This is a genomic window from Rheinheimera sp. EpRS3 (genome assembly GCF_001513785.1).
Lineage (GTDB): Bacteria > Pseudomonadota > Gammaproteobacteria > Enterobacterales > Alteromonadaceae > Alishewanella.
Map to the genome: position 1 here is coordinate 667,425 of NZ_LNQS01000001.1, position 17,858 is coordinate 685,282.

A 17,858-nucleotide genomic window follows, 5' to 3' on the forward strand; every position below is an offset into this window, starting at 1 on the left:
TAACCGATGGTAAGCTACGTGATCCCCAATCTGGCCAATGCCTGCCGTATTCTGTCGCTGGTGACAGAGTCGGATCAGGGCCTGAGTTTAACCGAGCTGGAACAGCGTTTAGCAGTGCCACGCACCACAGCGTTTCGCATTTTACAAACCCTGTGCCAGGAGCAGGTGTTGGAAAAACACGGCAAGCGCTACCTGGTAGGGGCGCAGCTGTTTAAAATGGGCCTGAGTTTATTAAGTTCTCAGCGTTTGCAGCAGCAGGCTTTACCAATGCTGCAGCAACTGGCGCTGACTACCGGTTTAAGCTGCCATTTGGCATTGCCACATGCCAAAGGCGCTTTGCTGGTAGAAGTATGCGACAGTCCTAATCCGCAACGTTTAGCGGCTAGGCCGGGCACCATAGCCGATTTTAACTGCTCTGCTGCGGGCAAGGTGTTTTTAGCATTTCATCATTTTGACAGGTTAGCGGCATTAGCCGAAGCGGGTTTGTTTAAGCGGCGCACTTCGCACAGCCTGGTGCAGCCAAATGAGTTAACAACAGAGTTGCAGCGGATACTGGCACGCGGTTATGCTAGCGACGATATGGAATACCATGACGACGTGCGCTGTCTGGCGGTGCCAATTCGCGACAGCCAGGGTGCTGTAGTGGCGGCAGTTGGCATTACCGGTCCGCTGGTGCTGTTTGCTAAAAAAGCCCAAACCGATCTTATCGCCAGCGTAAAACAAACGGCGATCGATATTGCACTTTGTACCTACAGGCCGCAGCTGGTCGCTAACAGTGCGCGTGGTCAATAAGATGAGACTTATGCAAAAACAAGCCACGATAAATGATGTTGCCCGTATTGCCGGCGTATCCAAACGCACGGTCTCAAGGGTTATTAATGGTTCGCTTAGTGTCGGTGACACTACCCGTACCCGGGTAGAAAAGGTGATCAGCGAATTAAAGTATTCGCCCAACACTCAGGCCAGAGGCCTGGCATCCAGCCGCTCATATCTACTCGGCCTTATTTACGACAACCCCGATGCACTCTATCTGGATGATGTGCAACGTGGTGTGCTGGAAGTATGTTCTAACCTGGGTTACGAGCTGGTAGTGCATCCGTGCCGCTACCGCAGTGAAACCCTGGTACAGGACTGCCTGCGCTTTATGCAGCGCTCTAAGCTGGATGGCGTTATTGTGCTGCCGCCGGTGTCGGAATCTGAAACTCTGGCGCAGGCGCTAAAAGAATCCGGCAGTGCTTATGTGCGCTTAAGCTCAGTAGCGCTGGATGACGCCAAGCATATTGTAGTGTCAGACGACAGAGCTGCAGCTGCCGAAATGGCGCGTTATTTTGCTCAGTTGGGGCATGAACATATTGCCTTTATCAGCGGGCCACAGCGTTATAAATCGTCAACCGAGCGGATGGAAGGTTTTCAGCTGGGGCTATCGGCCTATGGTATTAAACTGCGGCCAGACTGGATTATTGAAGGTAATAACACCTACGAAACCGGTATCGAATGTGCGCGCCAGTTGCTGCAGGCAGAGGAAAAGCCGACTGCTATTTTTGCCAATAATGACCAGATGGCCGCTGGCGTACTAAAGGTAGCGCACAGCCTGGGTATTAAAGTACCGGAGCAGCTGTCGGTAGCCGGTTTTGACGACAATATGCTGGCCTCGCGGGTGATACCGGCGTTAACCACTATAAAACGGCCGGTGCGGCAAATGGCATTGCTGGCCACCAGTAAGCTGATTATGTCGATAGAAAACAACGATAAAGCTGCATCTAACGTGGCTGCCAAAGTAGCACCAACCTTGGTAGTGCGCGAGTCTACCGCCCGTGTAATTGAAAGTAGCAACTAAGCTGTTTAATTTGGCTTTTAACTAAAGCACACTTTTTTGCTACCGCTGGCAAAAAGTTTGCCGATTTACTTGCCACCGGTGGCAAATTGGTTATTATAGTATCAATAGCCAACTTAATTAAGCTGTAAACAGGGTAAAGGCGCCGCTGAAAATAATAACTGCGGCCATAAAAAGAGGTTACTCATGACAGATAAACAGAAGCGACAACATTTAAAAACCTTAGGCCTGGCTGGTGCAGGCTTATCTTTATGGTCATTAAACGGCTGTTCGTCTGTCTCTGCTGTGGCAACCTCATCCAGTGATGCCGCCGACGATGTACTGTGGCAGCAAGCCGATGCCATTATTGCCAGTATTGCACCCACGTCTTTTGCCAAACGCGATTTTGTTATTACTGAATTTGGCGCCAAAGTTGGCATTGATAGCAGTGACGCCATTAACGCAGCTATTGCTAAGTGTGCTTCTGCTGGCGGTGGCCGTGTGGTAGTGCCAGCCGGGCGCTTTAACACCGGGCCGGTGCATTTAAAATCTAACGTTAACCTGCACCTGCAAAAAGATGCCGTATTATCGTTTTACGCTGAACCAGAGCGCTATTTACCGGCAGTATTCACCCGTTGGGAAGGCGTAGAGCTGATGGGCTACTCGCCGCTGATTTATGCCTTTGAGCAGGAAAACATCGCAGTTACCGGTGAAGGTATCGTTGAAGGCAACGGCAGCAACACCCAATGGTGGCCGTGGAAAGGTAAATGGAAACATACCCCCTGGCAGCTGGACGCGAAAACTGATCAGGCTAACACCCGTACACCGTTATTTGGTATGGCCGAAGCCGGTGTGCCGGTAGCAGAGCGTGTTTTTGCGCAAAATTACTTACGGCCGCCGTTTATTCAGCCATACCGCTGTAAACGGGTGCTGATTGAAGGAATTACCATTCGTAACTCGCCATTTTGGCTGATTAATCCTGTGCTGTCAGAAGATGTGATTGTGCGCGGTGTAAACTGTGTTAGCCACGGGCCTAACTCTGATGGTTGCAACCCGGAATCCAGTAACCGGGTGTTAATTGAAAACTGCTTATTTGATACCGGTGATGATTGTATTGCGCTGAAATCCGGCCGTAATAACGACGGCCGCCGTTTGGCTACGCCGGTACAGAATGTGGTGATCCAGGACTGTATGATGCGTGCCGGCCACGGTGGTGTGGTGCTGGGCAGTGAAATCTCCGGCGGTGCGCGCAATATTTTTGCCCGCCGCTGCCGTATGAGCAGCCCGGATTTAGATCGTGGTATCCGTATTAAAACCAACTCGGTACGTGGCGGCTTAATTGAAAATATCTATATCCGTGATATTGATATCGGCGAAGTAAAAGACGCTATCGTGATTAACTTCTTCTATGAAGAGGGCGATGCTGGCCAGCACCTGCCACAGGTAAAGAATTTGCATATCAGTAATTTACGCGTACAAAAAGCGCAGCGTGCCTTTGAACTGCGCGGTTTTGAGCGGGCGCCGATCAGCGGTGTTAGTTTGCACCATGTGCAGTTTAATCAGACCGCCAGCATTGGCGTGCTGGAGAATGTCGCAAAGATTGATCAGGTCGATCTGACCTTAAATGGTGAGGCGCTGCAGCTTTAGCTTTTACCTGAAGTACTGCGGTGCTGAGAGGGGAGAATCGACTTGCCCTAAACCAACCGTTGAAGGCATGGATGCCTGAATCGAGCCTACAGGGATGTATTTACGGCGTGTTGGTGTGGGCAAGTCGGTTCGAGCAAAACACAATAGTCAGACACGTTTTTTTTAATCACAGTTTGCCACCGCTAGACAAGGTGCAGGAAGGCTGAACATGAGCACAGAGCTAAAACCCGGTTGCAGTACCAAACTGAATACACCGTCAGATATCGGCGAGCAATTACAGGTGTTGCAGGTACACCCGCGCGACAACGTGGTAGTGGCATTGCAACCATTAGCGCAGGGCGTGGCACTGCCAGAGCCGTTTGCGCAGTTAACTGCACAGCAGGCCGTACCGGCCGGGCATAAAGTGGCGCTAACTAATATTGCCAAAGGCGAGAGTGTCATTAAATACGGCTTTGCCATCGGTGCCGCTACTACTGATATTAAAGCCGGCGAGCATATTCACTCGCATAATCTTGCTACGCTGTTAAGCGGCCAGGTCGATTACCGTTATAGCGGCTGTCAGGCGCAACCGTTGGCGTTTCCGGCCGGTTTGCCAACCGAATTTATGGGCTACCGCCGCGGTAATGGCAAAGTAGGTACCCGTAACGAGCTGTGGATTATCAATACCGTTGGCTGCGTTAATCGCGCCGCGATGCGGGTGGCCGAGCAGGCGCGTAAGCTTTATAGCGATGATATCGACGGTATTTATGCTTTTACCCATCCGTTTGGTTGCTCGCAGCTCGGTGACGATTTAGATCATACCCGCCGTTTACTGGCTGGCCTTATTCAACACCCTAATGCCGGTGGTGTGCTGGTGATGGGTTTAGGCTGTGAAAACAATCAGCTAAGCAAATTACTGGCAGCCAGCGAAGGCGTCGATTTAAGCCGGATCCGCTCTTTTAACGCCCAACAGGTGGAAGATGAAATAGAGCAGGGCTTAGCTGCAGTGGAAGAGCTGGTAGCAAAAATGCGCGATGATAAGCGCACGCCGCGCCCTGTGTCAGATTTAGTCATGGGCATGAAATGCGGTGGCTCTGATGGCTTAAGCGGCTTAACCGCTAACCCGTTGGTGGGCCGCATTGCCGATTTAGTCGCTGCCGGTAACGGCAAGGTAGTACTGACCGAAACGCCGGAAATGTTCGGCGCCGAGCAGGTGTTTATGGCCCGCGCGCAAAACGAACAGGTGTTTGGCGATATTGTGACGCTGGTAAATGACTTTAAGCAGTACTTTATCGACAACAAACAGCCGGTGTACGAAAACCCGAGCCCGGGCAACAAAGACGGCGGCTTAACCACGTTGGAAGAGAAATCGCTTGGCGCTATTCAAAAAGGTGGCTCAGCGGTAGTAAATCAGGTGATCCGCTACGGCGATATGGCCAGCCAAAGTGGCTTAACCTTGCTCGAAGGGCCGGGCAATGATGCGGTGTCATCCACCGCCTTAACCGCTGCCGGTGCTACCTTACTGTTATTTACCACCGGCCGTGGTACACCGCTGGGCTTTCCTGCGCCGACAGTAAAAATTTCGTCAAACTCCTCTTTGGCCTCACGCAAGCCGCAGTGGATTGATTTTGATGCCGGCGGCCTGTTGCAAAAAGGCCAGGACGCCGAGCAGTTCAGCCATGACTTTTTCCGTTATCTGATCGATGTTGCTTCCGGCAAAGCCACACGCAATGAGCAGTCAGATAACCGCGAAATTGCCATCTGGAAAAACGGCGTGACGCTCTGATGCGTGAAATTAATGAAATATTGAATTTAAACACTTTTTATAACAGGACTTGAAAATGGCACAGAGTCGTCGCTTAGAACTGCACCCAGACCGCTTATTTCCGTCAGATCCGGTGGTGCGTGATATCGCCCGGCGTTTATATCAGCAAATTAAAGACTTGCCGATCGTTAGCCCGCATGGCCATACCGATCCGCGCTGGTTCGCTGAAGACGCCAACTGGGACAATGCCACTGCGTTATTGCTGCTGCCGGATCACTATGTGTTTCGTATGTTATACAGCCAGGGCATTAAGCTCGAAGAGCTCGGCATCCGCCGTAAAGACGGTGCCGTAGTTGAGAGTGACTACCGCAAAATCTTCCATATTTTTGCCAAGCACTATTACCTGTTTCGCGGCACACCTTCACGCATTTGGCTTGACACGGTATTTCACGATGTATTCGGTTTAACCGAAACTTTGTGTGAAGAAACCGCCGATCATTATTATGACAGCATTAACGCCCAGCTGGCCAAGCCGGAATTTAAACCGCGTGCTTTGTTAGAGCGTTTTAATATCGAGCTGATTGCCACCACCGAAGGTGCGTTAAACGACTTAAAACACCACGCCAAACTAAAAGGCACCGGCTTTGAAACCCGCGTTATTACCACCTTCCGCCCGGATGACGTGGTAGATGCTGACCGCGCCGATTTTGCCGCTAACGTGGCTAAACTGGGCGAAATTACCGGCGAAGATACCAAGAGCTGGCAGGGTTATCTGGCCGCATTGCGTAAGCGCCGTAAGGTGTTTCGTGAGCATGGCGCTACGGCGACCGATCACGGCCACCCAACCGCCATTACCGCAGACTTAGCCATGAAAGATGCCGCGGCATTATTTCAACGCTGTTTAAGCGGTAAAGCCACGCCGGCAGAAACAGAGCTGTTCCGCGGCCAGATGTTGACCGAAATGGCCGGCATGAGCCTGGAAGATGGCATGACGATGCAAATTCACCCCGGTGCACACCGTAACCACAATCAGGTGATTTTTGAGCGTTTTGGTGCTGATAAAGGCGCGGATATTCCCAGCCCGACCGAGTATGTACAAAACCTGAAACCTTTGCTGCAGAAATACGGCAACGAAGCGAGCTTAAACATCATTCTGTTTACACTGGACGAAACCACTTATGCCCGTGAACTGGCGCCGCTGGCAGGCCATTACCCGGCATTAAAACTCGGCCCGGCCTGGTGGTTCCATGATAGTCCGGAAGGCATGCTGCGTTTTCGCCATCAGGTAACTGAAACCGCCGGTTTTTATAACACTGTGGGCTTTAACGACGATACACGGGCGTTTTTATCAATACCGGCACGGCACGACGTAGCAAGGCGCATCGACTGCCGCTTCCTGGCAGGCTTAGTGGCCGAGCACCGCTTAACCGAAGAAGACGCCGGCGAGTTAGCTTACGAGCTGACCTATGGCCTGGTAAAAAAAGCGTATCAGTTGAAATGATGCTAAGCGTAATCTAACAGCGGGGCAGATTGTTACTAAGCAGAGCGTCTCCAGCAGGGATGCTGGAGAGGAGTCTACAAGGATGTATTTACGACGTCTCTGCGTGTAACAAACTGCCCAAGCCTACACTGCAGAAAATAGCAGGAATCATAAATGGCAAATCTTAGTAATCAGACTCTGGCGGGTCTAAACGGCAAGCTGCCAATTCCGGCCTACCGGCTGGCAGAGCAAAAGCCGCAAATCGGCATAGTGCATTTAGGCCCCGGCGCCTTTTTCCGCGGCCATCAGGCCTGGTATACCGAACAGGCACTGCAATTTGGCGGCGATTGGGCCATCAGCGCCGTATCAATGCGATCACCCGATGTCAGCCAGGCATTATCACCGCAAGATGGTTTGTATACGCTGGCCGTGCTGGATGCCGTGCAAAGCTATCAGGTTATCGGCTCTGTGCAGGAAGTGTTAATCGCCAGCGAGCAGTACGGCCAGGTATTGGCGCGTTTAACTGCCGCCAGCACCAAATACGTGACCATGACTATTACCGAAAAAGGCTATTGCTTAAACGGCAGTGGTAAGCTGGATTTAAACCATAGCCAAATTCAACAAGACTTAAGCGGTAGCGGCCAACCGATAACGGCAATTGGCCTGCTGTTTACCGCACTGGCCGCGCGTTATCAGGCCAATATAGCGCCGTTTTGCGTGATCAGCTGTGACAACCTGACCGACAACGGCCATAAGCTGCGTAACGCACTCATCGCCTTTGCGGAGCAAAAAGACCCTACTATTGCTAACTGGTTAAGCCAGCAGCTGATCAGCCCCTGTACTATGGTCGACAGCATTACACCGGCTACCGACGACGCTATTAAAGCGCAGGTTGCAGAGGTACTGGGAGTACAGGATAACTGGCCAATTAAACGCGAAGCCTTTGTGCAGTGGGTGATTGAAGATATTTTACCGGCCGACCGGCCAGCCTGGCAGCAAGCCGGGGTAATTTACGCCCAGGACGTCACCGCCTTTGAAAAAGCCAAGCTACGTTTACTCAACGCGCCGCATTCCACCCTGGCCTATGTTGGCTGTCTGCTTGGCTATGAAACCGTATTCGATGCGATGCAGGATGAAGTGCTGACACAGTTTATTCAGCAGATGATAAGCGACGAGATTATGCCGTCGTTCACACCGCCGGCCGAGCTGGATGTTAAGCAGTACAGTAACGATATATTAGCGCGGTTTCGCAACCCGGCTATCCGCCATTTGCTGGCGCAAATTGCCTGGGACGGCTCGCAAAAGCTGCCAATGCGTATTTTGCCTGCTATTAGCGACAACTTAGCCACAGGTAAACCGATAGACAAACTGGCTTTTGCCATCGCTGTCTGGTGCCGCTTTATTGTTAAGCGTTATAGCGATAATGAAAAATTAGTCGACCCGTTAGCAGAGCAACTGCTGGCTGTAGCAGCCCAGTGCAGTGGCAATGCCGATACCGATGTGGCGCTGTTTTTAGCGGTGGATGCCGTGTTCCCGGCAGAACTGAGTTTAAACAAAACCTTCTTTAGTGCAGTACATACTGCTTATCAGCAATTAGTTTCCCGCCCAGCCGCAGCGCTGGCGGCTTTTACGGGAGTCGTTTGATGTCGTCTTTACCTCAGTTTTTGTCGTCACTGGTCAAGGGGCCGGCATTATTACCCATTATTCAGGCTGAGACGCCGCATGAAGCGGTATTGATTGCCAAAGCTTTGCAGGATGGCGGCGTTGGCTCGGTTGAAGTGGTGCTGCGCACCCGTCAGGCCTTAGCGGCGATTACTGCCATTCGCACTGCTTTGCCAGACTTATTGGTAGGTGCCGGTACTATATTGTCAGCGGCAGATGCCAACGCCTGTAAAGATGCCGGCGCGCAGTTTCTGGTCAGCCCGGCCAGCACGCCAAAGTTGCTTGAAGCGATGATCGACACCGGCCTGCCACTGGCGCCCGGTGTGGCAACACCGTCGGAAATTGCCATGGCGTATGAATATGGTTTGCGCGAGGTTAAGTTTTTCCCGGCGCATTTATCCGGCGGCATTGAGATGCTAAAAGCCCTCAGCGGAGTATTCCAGCAGGTTAAATTTTGCCCCACAGGCGGTATTGGCCAGCATAATCTGGCCGACTTTTTAGCGCTGAAAAATGTGTTTGTGGTGGGCGGTTCCTGGTTAACGCCGACTAATCTGGTGAAAGCACAGCAGTGGAGCCAGATCACCGCACTGGCTGCTGAAGCGACCGCTATTGCCAGACAGATTAAAACAGCAGCTTAAGGAGCATCGGCATGAGCAAGCGTATTGTCATTATGGGTGAGTGCATGGTCGAGCTGTATCAGCTGGTCGACAATGTCTATCACCAGAATTTTGCCGGTGATGTGTTTAATACTGCGGTGTATTTAAAACGCACTTGTGAGAACCCGGTCGATGTACAGTTTTTTACTGCAGTCGGTACCGATCTTATCAGCGACAAGCTGGTGCGGGCGGTAGAGCGGGAGAAAATTGACACCAGCCTGATGCTGCGCACAAAAACCGCCCGGCCCGGCCTGTATATGATCAATACCGATGCGTTTGGCGAGCGCAGTTTTGTCTACTGGCGCGACAGCTCGGCGGCCAAGCAGGTATTGCAGTGTTTTAATGCGCAATTAAATTACGACGCCATTAAAGGCTGCGATATGTTTTATTTCTCCGGCATTACGCTGGCGATTTTATCTGATGCCGACAGAGCCCAATTGTTCGAACTGGTCAGCCGGTTAAAAGCCGATGGCAGCCAGATTATCTTCGACCCCAATTATCGCCCGGCGCTGTGGCCTAATGCTGAAGTGGCCAAAGCGGCCTTTATTCAGGCTTACAGCCAGGCTGATATGGCGCTGCCTGGCCTGGATGATCATCGCGTGTTATTTGATGCACAAACCACCAATGATGTGGTTGAGCAGTTAACACAACTGGGGGTGGCGGAAATTATTGTTAAAGATGGCAAAAACGGTATTAACGGTCGTTATCAGCAGCAGGGTTTTACCGCACTGGCGCACCCGGTAAAGAAGGTGGTAGATACCACAGCAGCCGGCGATTCGTTTAACGGCGGTTATCTGGCCGCACGTTTAGGTGGTATAGCACCGCAGCATGCAGTGAAGTTTGCTGCTCGCTTAGCCGGTTTTGTTGTTGAGCATACCGGCGCTATTGTCGGCAAGGATCACTTTAACGGCTTTTGGGCGCAGAACCGGCCTTCAGTGTTTGTGAAGTAGCCAAGGGGTCAGTGGCTTCGGCACGAACCGGTTTGCTCACGCTGACACGCCGTGAATACGTCCCTGTAGGCTCGATTACAAACTTCATCCGTGAAGTTTGTCCGTTGGACCAGCGGAGCTGTTCAAATTCGTTCCGGACGAATTTGTCAGGCATCCATGCCTTCAACGGTCAGCTTACAGCAAACCGATTCTCGCTGTGGCAAAACGTCAAAAGCAGGTTGGAACCCCGAAGCGCACAGCTAACGATTGATGTATCACCGAAATAACAAAGCGAAACAGTCAAGGGTATAGCAAAGCGTCTGCCGCAGGGATGCGGCAGAGGAGTCTACAGGGAGGTATTCACGACGTCTTTGCGTTCCCTTAACTGTGAAGCCAGCATCGGTACCAGTACAAAGCAACATAACAAGATCTGGCTTAAGCCGGGCAAGCGTCGCATCTGACCCTGACTAACAACCAAGTCAATTTTGTTAGAAGGAGCAAGGCATGAGTTTAGCAACAGTTTTTCCGCAAGCGGCTGATATACCGGCAGAGTTTGCCCATAAGGGCGAGATAACCCAGCGCGACTATTTATTAAACGGCGAGCTGGTGCAGTGGCAGGGCGAACTTAGCCCGGTGGTAAGTCCAATTTATATACGAAATAGCGATAGCTTACAGCAAGTAGTGCTGGGCCATACGCCATTATTGGACGCCGACACTGCATTAAAAGCGCTCGACAGTGCGGTAAAAGCCTACGACTTAGGCCGTGGGGCCTGGCCAACCATGGCGGTGCTGGAACGTATTCAGCATGTGGAGAAATTCCTCGGTTTAATGCAATTGCAGCGCGCTGAAGTGATCCGGCTGCTGATGTGGGAAATCGGTAAAACCTACCCCGATGCGGCGAAAGAATTCGACCGTACCTGTGATTATATCCGCGACACCATCGAAGCGTTAAAACAGCAGGACAGAGATGCCAGCCACTTTATTATCGAGCAGGGCAGTTTAGGTAAAATCCGCCGCGTGCCGGTAGGCGTGGCACTGTGTATGGGGCCTTTTAACTACCCGTTAAATGAAACCTTTACCACGCTAATTCCGGCGCTGATTATGGGCAACACCGTAATTTTTAAGCCGGCAAAATATGGCGTACTGCTTATTCAGCCACTGCTGCAGGCGTTTTTACAAAGCTTCCCGGCCGGGGTCATCAACATTATTTATGGTCGCGGCCGCGAAACCGTTGGTGTGCTGATGGAAAGCGGCAAAATTGACCTGTTTGCCTTTATCGGCACCAATAAAGGCGCCAGTGATTTAAAGCGTATGCACCCCAAGCCGCACCGGCTGCGCGCTGTGCTGGGGCTGGATGCCAAGAACCCGGCGATTATTTTGCCCGACGCCGATATGAATCGCACGGTAAAAGAATGTGTGGCTGGTAGTTTGTCGTTTAACGGCCAGCGCTGCACTGCGTTAAAAATTCTGTTTGTCCATAACAGCCGCGCCGCCGAGCTGGTGGAGAAACTCTCAAATGCCATTAGTGAGTTAAAAGCCGGTATGCCGTGGCAACAGGGCGTAGCGATAACACCGCTGCCGGAGCCTGGCAAAACACAATTTCTAACAGAGCTGTTAGAAGATGCGCTAAGCAAAGGCGCTAAGCTGCAAAACCCCGGAGGCGGCCAAACTACGGCCTCGCTCTTTACCCCGGCGCTGTTGTATCCGGTAAACAGCAGTATGCGGCTGTACAACGAAGAGCAATTCGGCCCGCTGGTGCCGGTGGTGCCTTATAACGATATTAATGAAGTGATTGATTATGTGGTGAACTCTAACTTTGGCCAGCAACTGAGTATCTTTGGCCAAAACCCACAGCAGGTGGGTGAGTTGGTAGATATTTTTGCCAACCAGGTGGGGCGGATTAATATCAACAGCCAGTGTCAGCGCGGGCCGGACAGCTTTCCGTTTAACGGCCGCAAAGATTCTGCTGAAGGTACGCTGTCGGTGGTGGATGCGCTGCGGCAATTCTCAACCCCGACCTTAGTGGCCGCTAAATATCAGGATAGTGATGTCGACTTTGTGAAACAGATGGTGAAAGAGCGACATTCGCGCTTTTTATCGACGGATTTTTTGTTCTGATGCCTTACCGGCTGCGCCATCTGCTGCTATTGGTTGGTTTGTTGTTTTCCTGTGTTGCCAGCGCAAATTACTGGCAGGATCAGCAGCTACCTGCACAGTGGCAGCAGTATTTAGCTCAATCAGCACAGCTGCTACAGCAGGATGCGGCGGTGCTGGCCGCTGAGCAACAGGGTGGAGCGCTAACTGCGGCAACCAGGCATAATCAGTTTGGTTTAACCGGCATTAGTAATGCCGCTGAGGCGCAAGCGGTGCTGAGCTTTCAAACACCTTCAGGCGGCTGGAGCAAACGCACTGATATGCGTATTGCCAGGCTAAGCGGCCAACAGTTTGGCTCTGAAGCCAATTATGTGCCGACTTTTGATAATGACGCCACCAGCACGCAGTTGCACTGGCTGGCCGATTTTTACCCGCAAGCAACGCCGCAACTGCAACAACATATAGTGCAGGGTATAGAGCGTGGTGTGGCGTTGGTGCTAAAAGCGCAGTATCCCAATGGCGGTTTTCCGCAGTCTTATCCGCTGCGTGGCGGTTATCATGATGCGATAACGCTGAACGATAATGCACTGTATCAACTGATGCAGTTATTGTGGCAAGTGGCAAATGAACCGCGCTTTGCTATGTTGGCCGACAGTACTAAAACCGAGGCCGCCGCAGCCTTTTATCGTGCGGTCGATTGGTTACTGGCTAATCAGGTCGTCGTCGATGGCAAGCGCACTGTGTGGGGCGCACAGCATCATCCGTTAACGGGTGAGCCGGTAACGGCGCGTAAGTATGAGAAAGCTTCGCTGGTTAGTAGTGAAAGTGGAAAAATTCTGCAGTTGTTGCTACGTTATGCGCCAGATTACCCCGGCGTAGCGCAAAGCCTGGCGGATGCTGCTAACTGGCTGCGGCAAAAGCAGATAAACGATAAAGACCGTCACCGCGACGCTGATGGCCGTTTGTTATTAATCGACAGCCCCGGCAGTGTGATCTGGTCACGGTTTTATGATCTGAAAACTGGCCAGCCGGTATTTTTCGACCGCGACGGTCAAACGTACAGCGATGTCAGCCAGATATCGCTGGAACGCCAACGCGGTTATGGCTGGTATCAAAGCGTTGCCGCAGAGTTTTTGGCAGAATATGACCAGGCTGCAGCAGATAAGCACTGCACTAACTTTGGCCTCGATACACCAGGCGGCACAGGCGGTGCGGTGTTAAAGGTCACTAACCTGAACCCTAACGGGCCGGGCTCTCTGGCAGCAGCCCTGGCACACAGCGGGCCGCGCATCGTGGTATTTGAAGTGGCTGGGGTGATAGATCTTCAGCGTACTAATCTGGAAATAAACCAGCCGTACCTGACCATCGCCGGTGAAACCGCACCAGCACCCGGCATTACGCTGATTAAAGGCGGCCTGCGTATTATCAGTCATGATGTGATAGTGCGGCATTTACATATCCGGCCGGGTGATGCCGGTTTGCCCAAGCGTGCCGGCTGGGACACCGACGGCATAGCGGTAACCGGCAGCAATGCCTGCAATGTGTTGGTTGAGCATAATTCGATAAGCTGGGCCACCGACGAGCTGGTGTCGGCGTCAGGTCCGCGTGATAAAGGGCCGCAGGCAACGTCGAAGCACATTACCTTTCGCTACAATATTCTGGCAGAAGCACTGGACTACGCTACTCACATTAAAGGCAAACACAGCAAAGGCGCGTTGGTGCACGATTTTAGCCGCCACATTGCCTTTATCGGTAACCTGTTTGCCCATAACGCACGGCGTAACCCATACTTTAAAGCCCATACCACAGGCGTGGTGCTGAACAATATTATTTACAACGCCGACGCCAATGCCGTAAAGCTGGGTTTTATTGATGCTGAATGGGCGCATACTGCTTATACACCTGAGAACCCGCAGGTGGCAGTTGTCGGTAATGTGCTGCGCTATGGCCGCGATTCGTATTCAGATTTAGCCCTGGTGTCCTATCATGGCGATGCTTACCTGCAGGATAACCTGACCTTTAACCTCGATGACAAAGCCATGTACGACACTGCTGGGGTTATCACGCCTTTAGCTGCAGCACCGGTATGGCCGAAAGGCGTTCGCGTTATGGCAGCGAAAGAGGTTGAACACCAGCTGTTACCTGTTGTTGGAGCACGATACTGGCAGCGCGACGCTATTGAGCGGCGCATAGTGCAAAGTTACGTTAACCGTAACGGCCGTATTATCGACAGCCAACAGCAAGTGGGTGGCTATCCCCAAATTAAGCCGGTGTACCGGCCGCTGGACGTGCCAACAGACAATATCAAGGCCTGGCTGGACAGCTTTATTCCGGCCGGTAACAAACCACAGGAACCTTAAGTTATGCGTATCGAACATGTCGCTTTTAATGTTGCCCAACCGCAACAAATGGCCAACTGGTATAGGCAGCATCTGGGCTTTAGCTTAAAACGCGCATTAAACGATGCAGCACAAACGCATTTTCTCGCTGATGACAGCGGTGTAATGATGATAGAAATTTACTGCAACCCGGCCGATCAGGTGCCTGATTATGCCAGTATGGACCCGCTGATTTTACACCTGGCGCTGGTATCAGCCGATCCGGTCGCCGACAGCGCCCGCTTAATCGCCGCCGGCGCCAGCCATGTTACCGATGTACACCTGAACGACGGTTCACACCTGGCCATGTTGCGCGACCCCTGGGGCTTAGCACTGCAACTGTGCCGGCGCGGTGCTGGCAGGTAAAACAGTGTGTTATAGCGGTTGAAACTACATTAGTTATGAATAAATTATTCATATATGAATTTATATAGCAAAAAATTTATGCAAGCGGCGCGCGAATACCGTATTATCGGTTAATCTAGGTTTAGTTTTTCAGCGCCAGAGGTTTGCATGCAACCGCAGTTTATTCAGGCCGTTAAACAGCTTATTCCGGCTGAGCGTTATTTTGACGACCCTATCGCTACGCTTGCCTTTGGCACTGACGCCAGCTTTTACCGTATGCTGCCTAAATTAGTGCTGCGCATTGAAAGCGAAGCTGAAGTGGTGGCGCTGCTAAAACTGGCAAACGACTTTAAGGTTGCGCTAACCTTTCGCGCCGCCGGCACCAGTTTATCCGGCCAGGCGGTAACCGATTCTGTGCTGCTGGTGCTGGGCGAAAACTGGCAACAGCGTGAAGTGCGCGGTTTAGGTGAGCAAATACGGCTGCAGCCCGGTGTTATCGGCGCTGCGGCTAACAATGTACTGACAAAGTTTCAGCGCAAAATCGGCCCTGATCCGGCGTCAATTAACAGCTGCAAAATCGGCGGTATTGTCGCAAATAACGCCAGCGGTATGTGCTGCGGCACGGCGCATAACAGTTTTAATACGCTCTCAGCAATGCGGCTGGTATTGTTTGACGGCACCGTGCTGGATACTGAAGATACGCAAAGCGTAGCGGCGTTTCGCCAGACACATGCCAAACTTTTAGCCGAGCTGGCGCTGCTGGGCAAACAAACTCAGGATAACCCTGAACTTAGTGCAAGAATTCGTCATAAGTACCGCTTAAAAAATACCACCGGTTTTTCACTCAATGCGCTAACCGAATTTACCGACCCTATCGATATCCTGACCCATTTAATGGTCGGCTCTGAAGGCTGCCTGGGTTTTATCAGCGCTGTGACGTACAACACCGTGCCGGATTATCCACACCGGGCCAGCGCGTTGCTGGTGTTTCCGTCAGTGGAAAGCTGCTGCCGTGCCGTTACGGTATTAAAGCAACAGCCGGTATCGGCGGTAGAGCTGCTGGATCGGCGCAGCCTGCGCTCGGTAGAACATAAGCCGGGCATGCCAGCCTGGGTAAAGGGTTTGTCTGATAATGCCTGTGCTTTGCTGATAGAAAGTACGGCGATAAACGGCACCATATTGCAACAGCAACTGGCACAGGTACGAAGTGCTTTAACCGCTTTTGCGCTGGAGCAGCAGGTCGATTTTAGTACTGACGCAGCCGTATACAACCAGCTATGGGCTATCCGCAAAGGTACTTTCCCGGCAGTAGGAGCGGTGCGTAAAACTGGCACGACAGTGATTATTGAAGATGTTACTTTTCCGGTTGAGCAACTGGCTGAAGGGGTATCGCGGCTACAGCAGTTGTTTGATAAGTACTACTACCATGAAGCGATTATTTTTGGCCACGCCTTAGAGGGCAACCTGCATTTTGTTTTTACGCAGGGCTTTGATGATGCCACCCAGGTTGCACGTTACGATGCCTTTATGCAGGAGGTGGCGCAACTGGTGGCGGTAGAGTTTGGTGGCTCACTTAAAGCTGAACATGGCACTGGCCGTAATATGGCACCTTTTGTTGAGCTGGAGTGGGGCACAGAGGCCTATACACTGATGTGGCAGATTAAAAAGCTGCTGGATCCGCAGCATATTTTAAACCCGGACGTCGTGCTAAGTTACAACAGCCAGTTGCATTTGCAAAACCTTAAACCCTTACCTGCCACTAACCCGCTGGTAGATAAATGTATTGAATGCGGCTTTTGTGAGCCGGTGTGCCCGTCACGCAAACTAACGCTCACGCCACGCCAGCGTATTGTTACCCAGCGCGAGATTTCGCATTTACAACGCAGTGGTGATGAGCCAGAGCGGTTAGCTGAACTTAGCAACGCTTATCAGTATGCCGGTAACGACACCTGTGCCGCCTGCGGTATGTGCAGCACTGCCTGCCCGGTGGGCATTAATACCGGCGACCTTACCCGGCAATTACGGGCGGAACATAATCGCCCCTGGCAGGGGCTGGCGGCTTTTATGGCCCGGCATTTTACGGCGGTATCGGCTATGGCCCGTGCTGGCCTGGGAATAGGCAGTACGCTGGCTAAATTGCTGCCGCTACGTGCGTTGTGGCATAGCGCTATGCCAACTGCGAACTATAACAATGTGCTGCCAATGGCCCATGCAGATACCCAGCTGAAACCCGTTATTTATTTAGCCAGCTGCTCTGGCCGGGTTATGGCGCCCCAGGCTAATAGCAAAGATAAACGTAGTTTGCAGCAGGTAAGCGCCCACTTACTGGCTAAAGCCGGTTATCAGCTGATAATGCCTGAGGGTCTTGGCAGCCAGTGCTGCGGCATGCCGTTTCAATCGAAGGGCCAGTTTGCTGTTGCCACGCAAAAACAGCGTGAGCTGGAGCAGTGGCTACTCGACGTAAGTAATAATGGTGAAATCCCTATTTTATCCGATACCAGCCCGTGCAGCTTAACCCTACAGGGCAAACTTGATGACAGGCTCAGTATTTTCGACAGCGTCGATTTTTTGCATGATAAGGTGCTGCCTAAGCTGAATATTACGCCGCTTAATGAGCCGGTAGCACTGCATATTACCTGCAGCGCCAGCCAGCTGGGCCAGGCAGATAAACTAAAACAGTTGCTTAAGGCTTGCAGTAATACTGTCGTGATCCCCGAAGGCATCAGTTGCTGTGGCTTTGCCGGCGATAAAGGTTTTGTCTTGCCAGAGCTAAATGCCTCGGCGTTGTCTGGCTTAAAGCAGCAGGTAAGTGAGTGCTCGCAAGGGGTGTCAACCAGCCGTACTTGTGAGATAGGCTTATCACGGCATAGTGGTATTGAGTATCAGCATCTGGTGTATTTGCTGGATAAATGCTCTTAGCGGGTTTTTAACTGAAGTGAGTCATCGGGATCGAGCTTCGGGTCGACAACTGACAACACGAAAAGACGCCGTAGATACCTCCCTGTAGGCTCCTCTGTGGCATCCCTGCCACAGACGCTTTTCTTAATTGTCAGTTGCCTCACCGCGTCTTTTCGTGTTGTTGGCAATTGAAGCCAACATGCGATACCGGT

General features: G+C 51.9%; 12 protein-coding genes. All 12 read left to right on the top strand.

Annotated elements, in window-relative coordinates; genetic code table 11:
* Positions 1 to 6: 6 nt before the first annotated feature.
* Entirely contained in the window at positions 7 to 792 is a 786-nt protein-coding gene (locus tag AR688_RS02800) for an IclR family transcriptional regulator (protein ID WP_068228808.1), read from the top strand.
* A 10-nt stretch (positions 793 to 802) separates the two neighbouring features.
* A complete protein-coding gene (locus tag AR688_RS02805; RefSeq protein ID WP_068231089.1) occupies positions 803 to 1,837 on the top strand; it encodes a LacI family DNA-binding transcriptional regulator in 1,035 nt (344 codons plus the stop codon).
* Between the two features lie 183 nt (positions 1,838 to 2,020).
* Positions 2,021 to 3,460 (top strand): glycoside hydrolase family 28 protein, encoded by a 1,440-nt coding sequence (locus AR688_RS02810; protein WP_068228810.1) that lies wholly within the window; start codon positions 2,021 to 2,023, stop codon positions 3,458 to 3,460.
* A gap of 208 nt (positions 3,461 to 3,668) precedes the next feature.
* Positions 3,669 to 5,225, top strand: a complete 1,557-nt coding sequence (locus AR688_RS02815) for a UxaA family hydrolase (RefSeq protein ID WP_068228813.1) — start codon at positions 3,669 to 3,671, stop codon at positions 5,223 to 5,225.
* A 55-nt stretch (positions 5,226 to 5,280) separates the two neighbouring features.
* On the top strand, positions 5,281 to 6,705 hold the full coding sequence (gene uxaC, locus AR688_RS02820) for a glucuronate isomerase (protein ID WP_068228816.1): 1,425 nt from the start codon (positions 5,281 to 5,283) through the stop codon (positions 6,703 to 6,705).
* 153 nt (positions 6,706 to 6,858) lie between these two features.
* Complete coding sequence (locus AR688_RS02825) at positions 6,859 to 8,328, top strand: mannitol dehydrogenase family protein (RefSeq protein WP_068228819.1); 1,470 nt, start codon at positions 6,859 to 6,861, stop codon at positions 8,326 to 8,328.
* Positions 8,328 to 8,984: a bifunctional 4-hydroxy-2-oxoglutarate aldolase/2-dehydro-3-deoxy-phosphogluconate aldolase gene (gene eda, locus AR688_RS02830; protein WP_068228821.1), complete on the top strand. Its 657-nt coding sequence runs from the start codon at positions 8,328 to 8,330 to the stop codon at positions 8,982 to 8,984. Before AR688_RS02825 ends, eda begins: the two co-directional genes overlap by 1 nt.
* Before the next feature lie 11 nt (positions 8,985 to 8,995).
* Positions 8,996 to 9,952 carry a sugar kinase gene (locus AR688_RS02835; protein ID WP_068228824.1) on the top strand — a complete coding sequence of 319 codons (957 nt, stop codon included), beginning with the start codon at positions 8,996 to 8,998 and terminating at the stop codon, positions 9,950 to 9,952.
* 483 nt (positions 9,953 to 10,435) lie between these two features.
* Entirely contained in the window at positions 10,436 to 12,049 is a 1,614-nt protein-coding gene (locus tag AR688_RS02840) for an NADP-dependent glyceraldehyde-3-phosphate dehydrogenase (RefSeq protein ID WP_068228829.1), read from the top strand.
* A complete protein-coding gene (gene pelA / locus AR688_RS02845) occupies positions 12,049 to 14,385 on the top strand; it encodes a pectate lyase (RefSeq protein ID WP_068228831.1) in 2,337 nt (778 codons plus the stop codon). The genes AR688_RS02840 and pelA overlap by 1 nt, the downstream gene beginning before the upstream one ends.
* Before the next feature lie 3 nt (positions 14,386 to 14,388).
* The gene (locus tag AR688_RS02850; protein WP_068228833.1) at positions 14,389 to 14,769 is read left to right on the top strand and encodes a VOC family protein; all 381 of its coding nucleotides are present in this window, start codon (positions 14,389 to 14,391) and stop codon (positions 14,767 to 14,769) included.
* Between the two features lie 147 nt (positions 14,770 to 14,916).
* On the top strand, positions 14,917 to 17,667 hold the full coding sequence (locus AR688_RS02855; RefSeq protein ID WP_068228839.1) for an FAD-binding and (Fe-S)-binding domain-containing protein: 2,751 nt from the start codon (positions 14,917 to 14,919) through the stop codon (positions 17,665 to 17,667).
* The last annotated feature ends 191 nt before the right edge of the window (positions 17,668 to 17,858 follow it).

Excerpts from the sequence above, each read along its gene's own strand:
- AR688_RS02840 (WP_068228829.1), top strand. The coding sequence starts at position 10,436 with ATGAGTTTAGCAACAGTTTTTCCGCAAGCGGCTGATATACCGGCAGAG.
- uxaC (WP_068228816.1), top strand. The coding sequence starts at position 5,281 with ATGGCACAGAGTCGTCGCTTAGAACTGCACCCAGACCGCTTATTTCCG.
- eda (WP_068228821.1), top strand. The coding sequence starts at position 8,328 with ATGTCGTCTTTACCTCAGTTTTTGTCGTCACTGGTCAAGGGGCCGGCA.
- AR688_RS02800 (WP_068228808.1), top strand. The coding sequence starts at position 7 with ATGGTAAGCTACGTGATCCCCAATCTGGCCAATGCCTGCCGTATTCTG.
- AR688_RS02835 (WP_068228824.1), top strand. The coding sequence starts at position 8,996 with ATGAGCAAGCGTATTGTCATTATGGGTGAGTGCATGGTCGAGCTGTAT.
- AR688_RS02815 (WP_068228813.1), top strand. The coding sequence starts at position 3,669 with ATGAGCACAGAGCTAAAACCCGGTTGCAGTACCAAACTGAATACACCG.
- AR688_RS02850 (WP_068228833.1), top strand. The coding sequence starts at position 14,389 with ATGCGTATCGAACATGTCGCTTTTAATGTTGCCCAACCGCAACAAATG.
- AR688_RS02810 (WP_068228810.1), top strand. The coding sequence starts at position 2,021 with ATGACAGATAAACAGAAGCGACAACATTTAAAAACCTTAGGCCTGGCT.
- AR688_RS02825 (WP_068228819.1), top strand. The coding sequence starts at position 6,859 with ATGGCAAATCTTAGTAATCAGACTCTGGCGGGTCTAAACGGCAAGCTG.
- pelA (WP_068228831.1), top strand. The coding sequence starts at position 12,049 with ATGCCTTACCGGCTGCGCCATCTGCTGCTATTGGTTGGTTTGTTGTTT.
- AR688_RS02805 (WP_068231089.1), top strand. The coding sequence starts at position 803 with ATGCAAAAACAAGCCACGATAAATGATGTTGCCCGTATTGCCGGCGTA.
- AR688_RS02855 (WP_068228839.1), top strand. The coding sequence starts at position 14,917 with ATGCAACCGCAGTTTATTCAGGCCGTTAAACAGCTTATTCCGGCTGAG.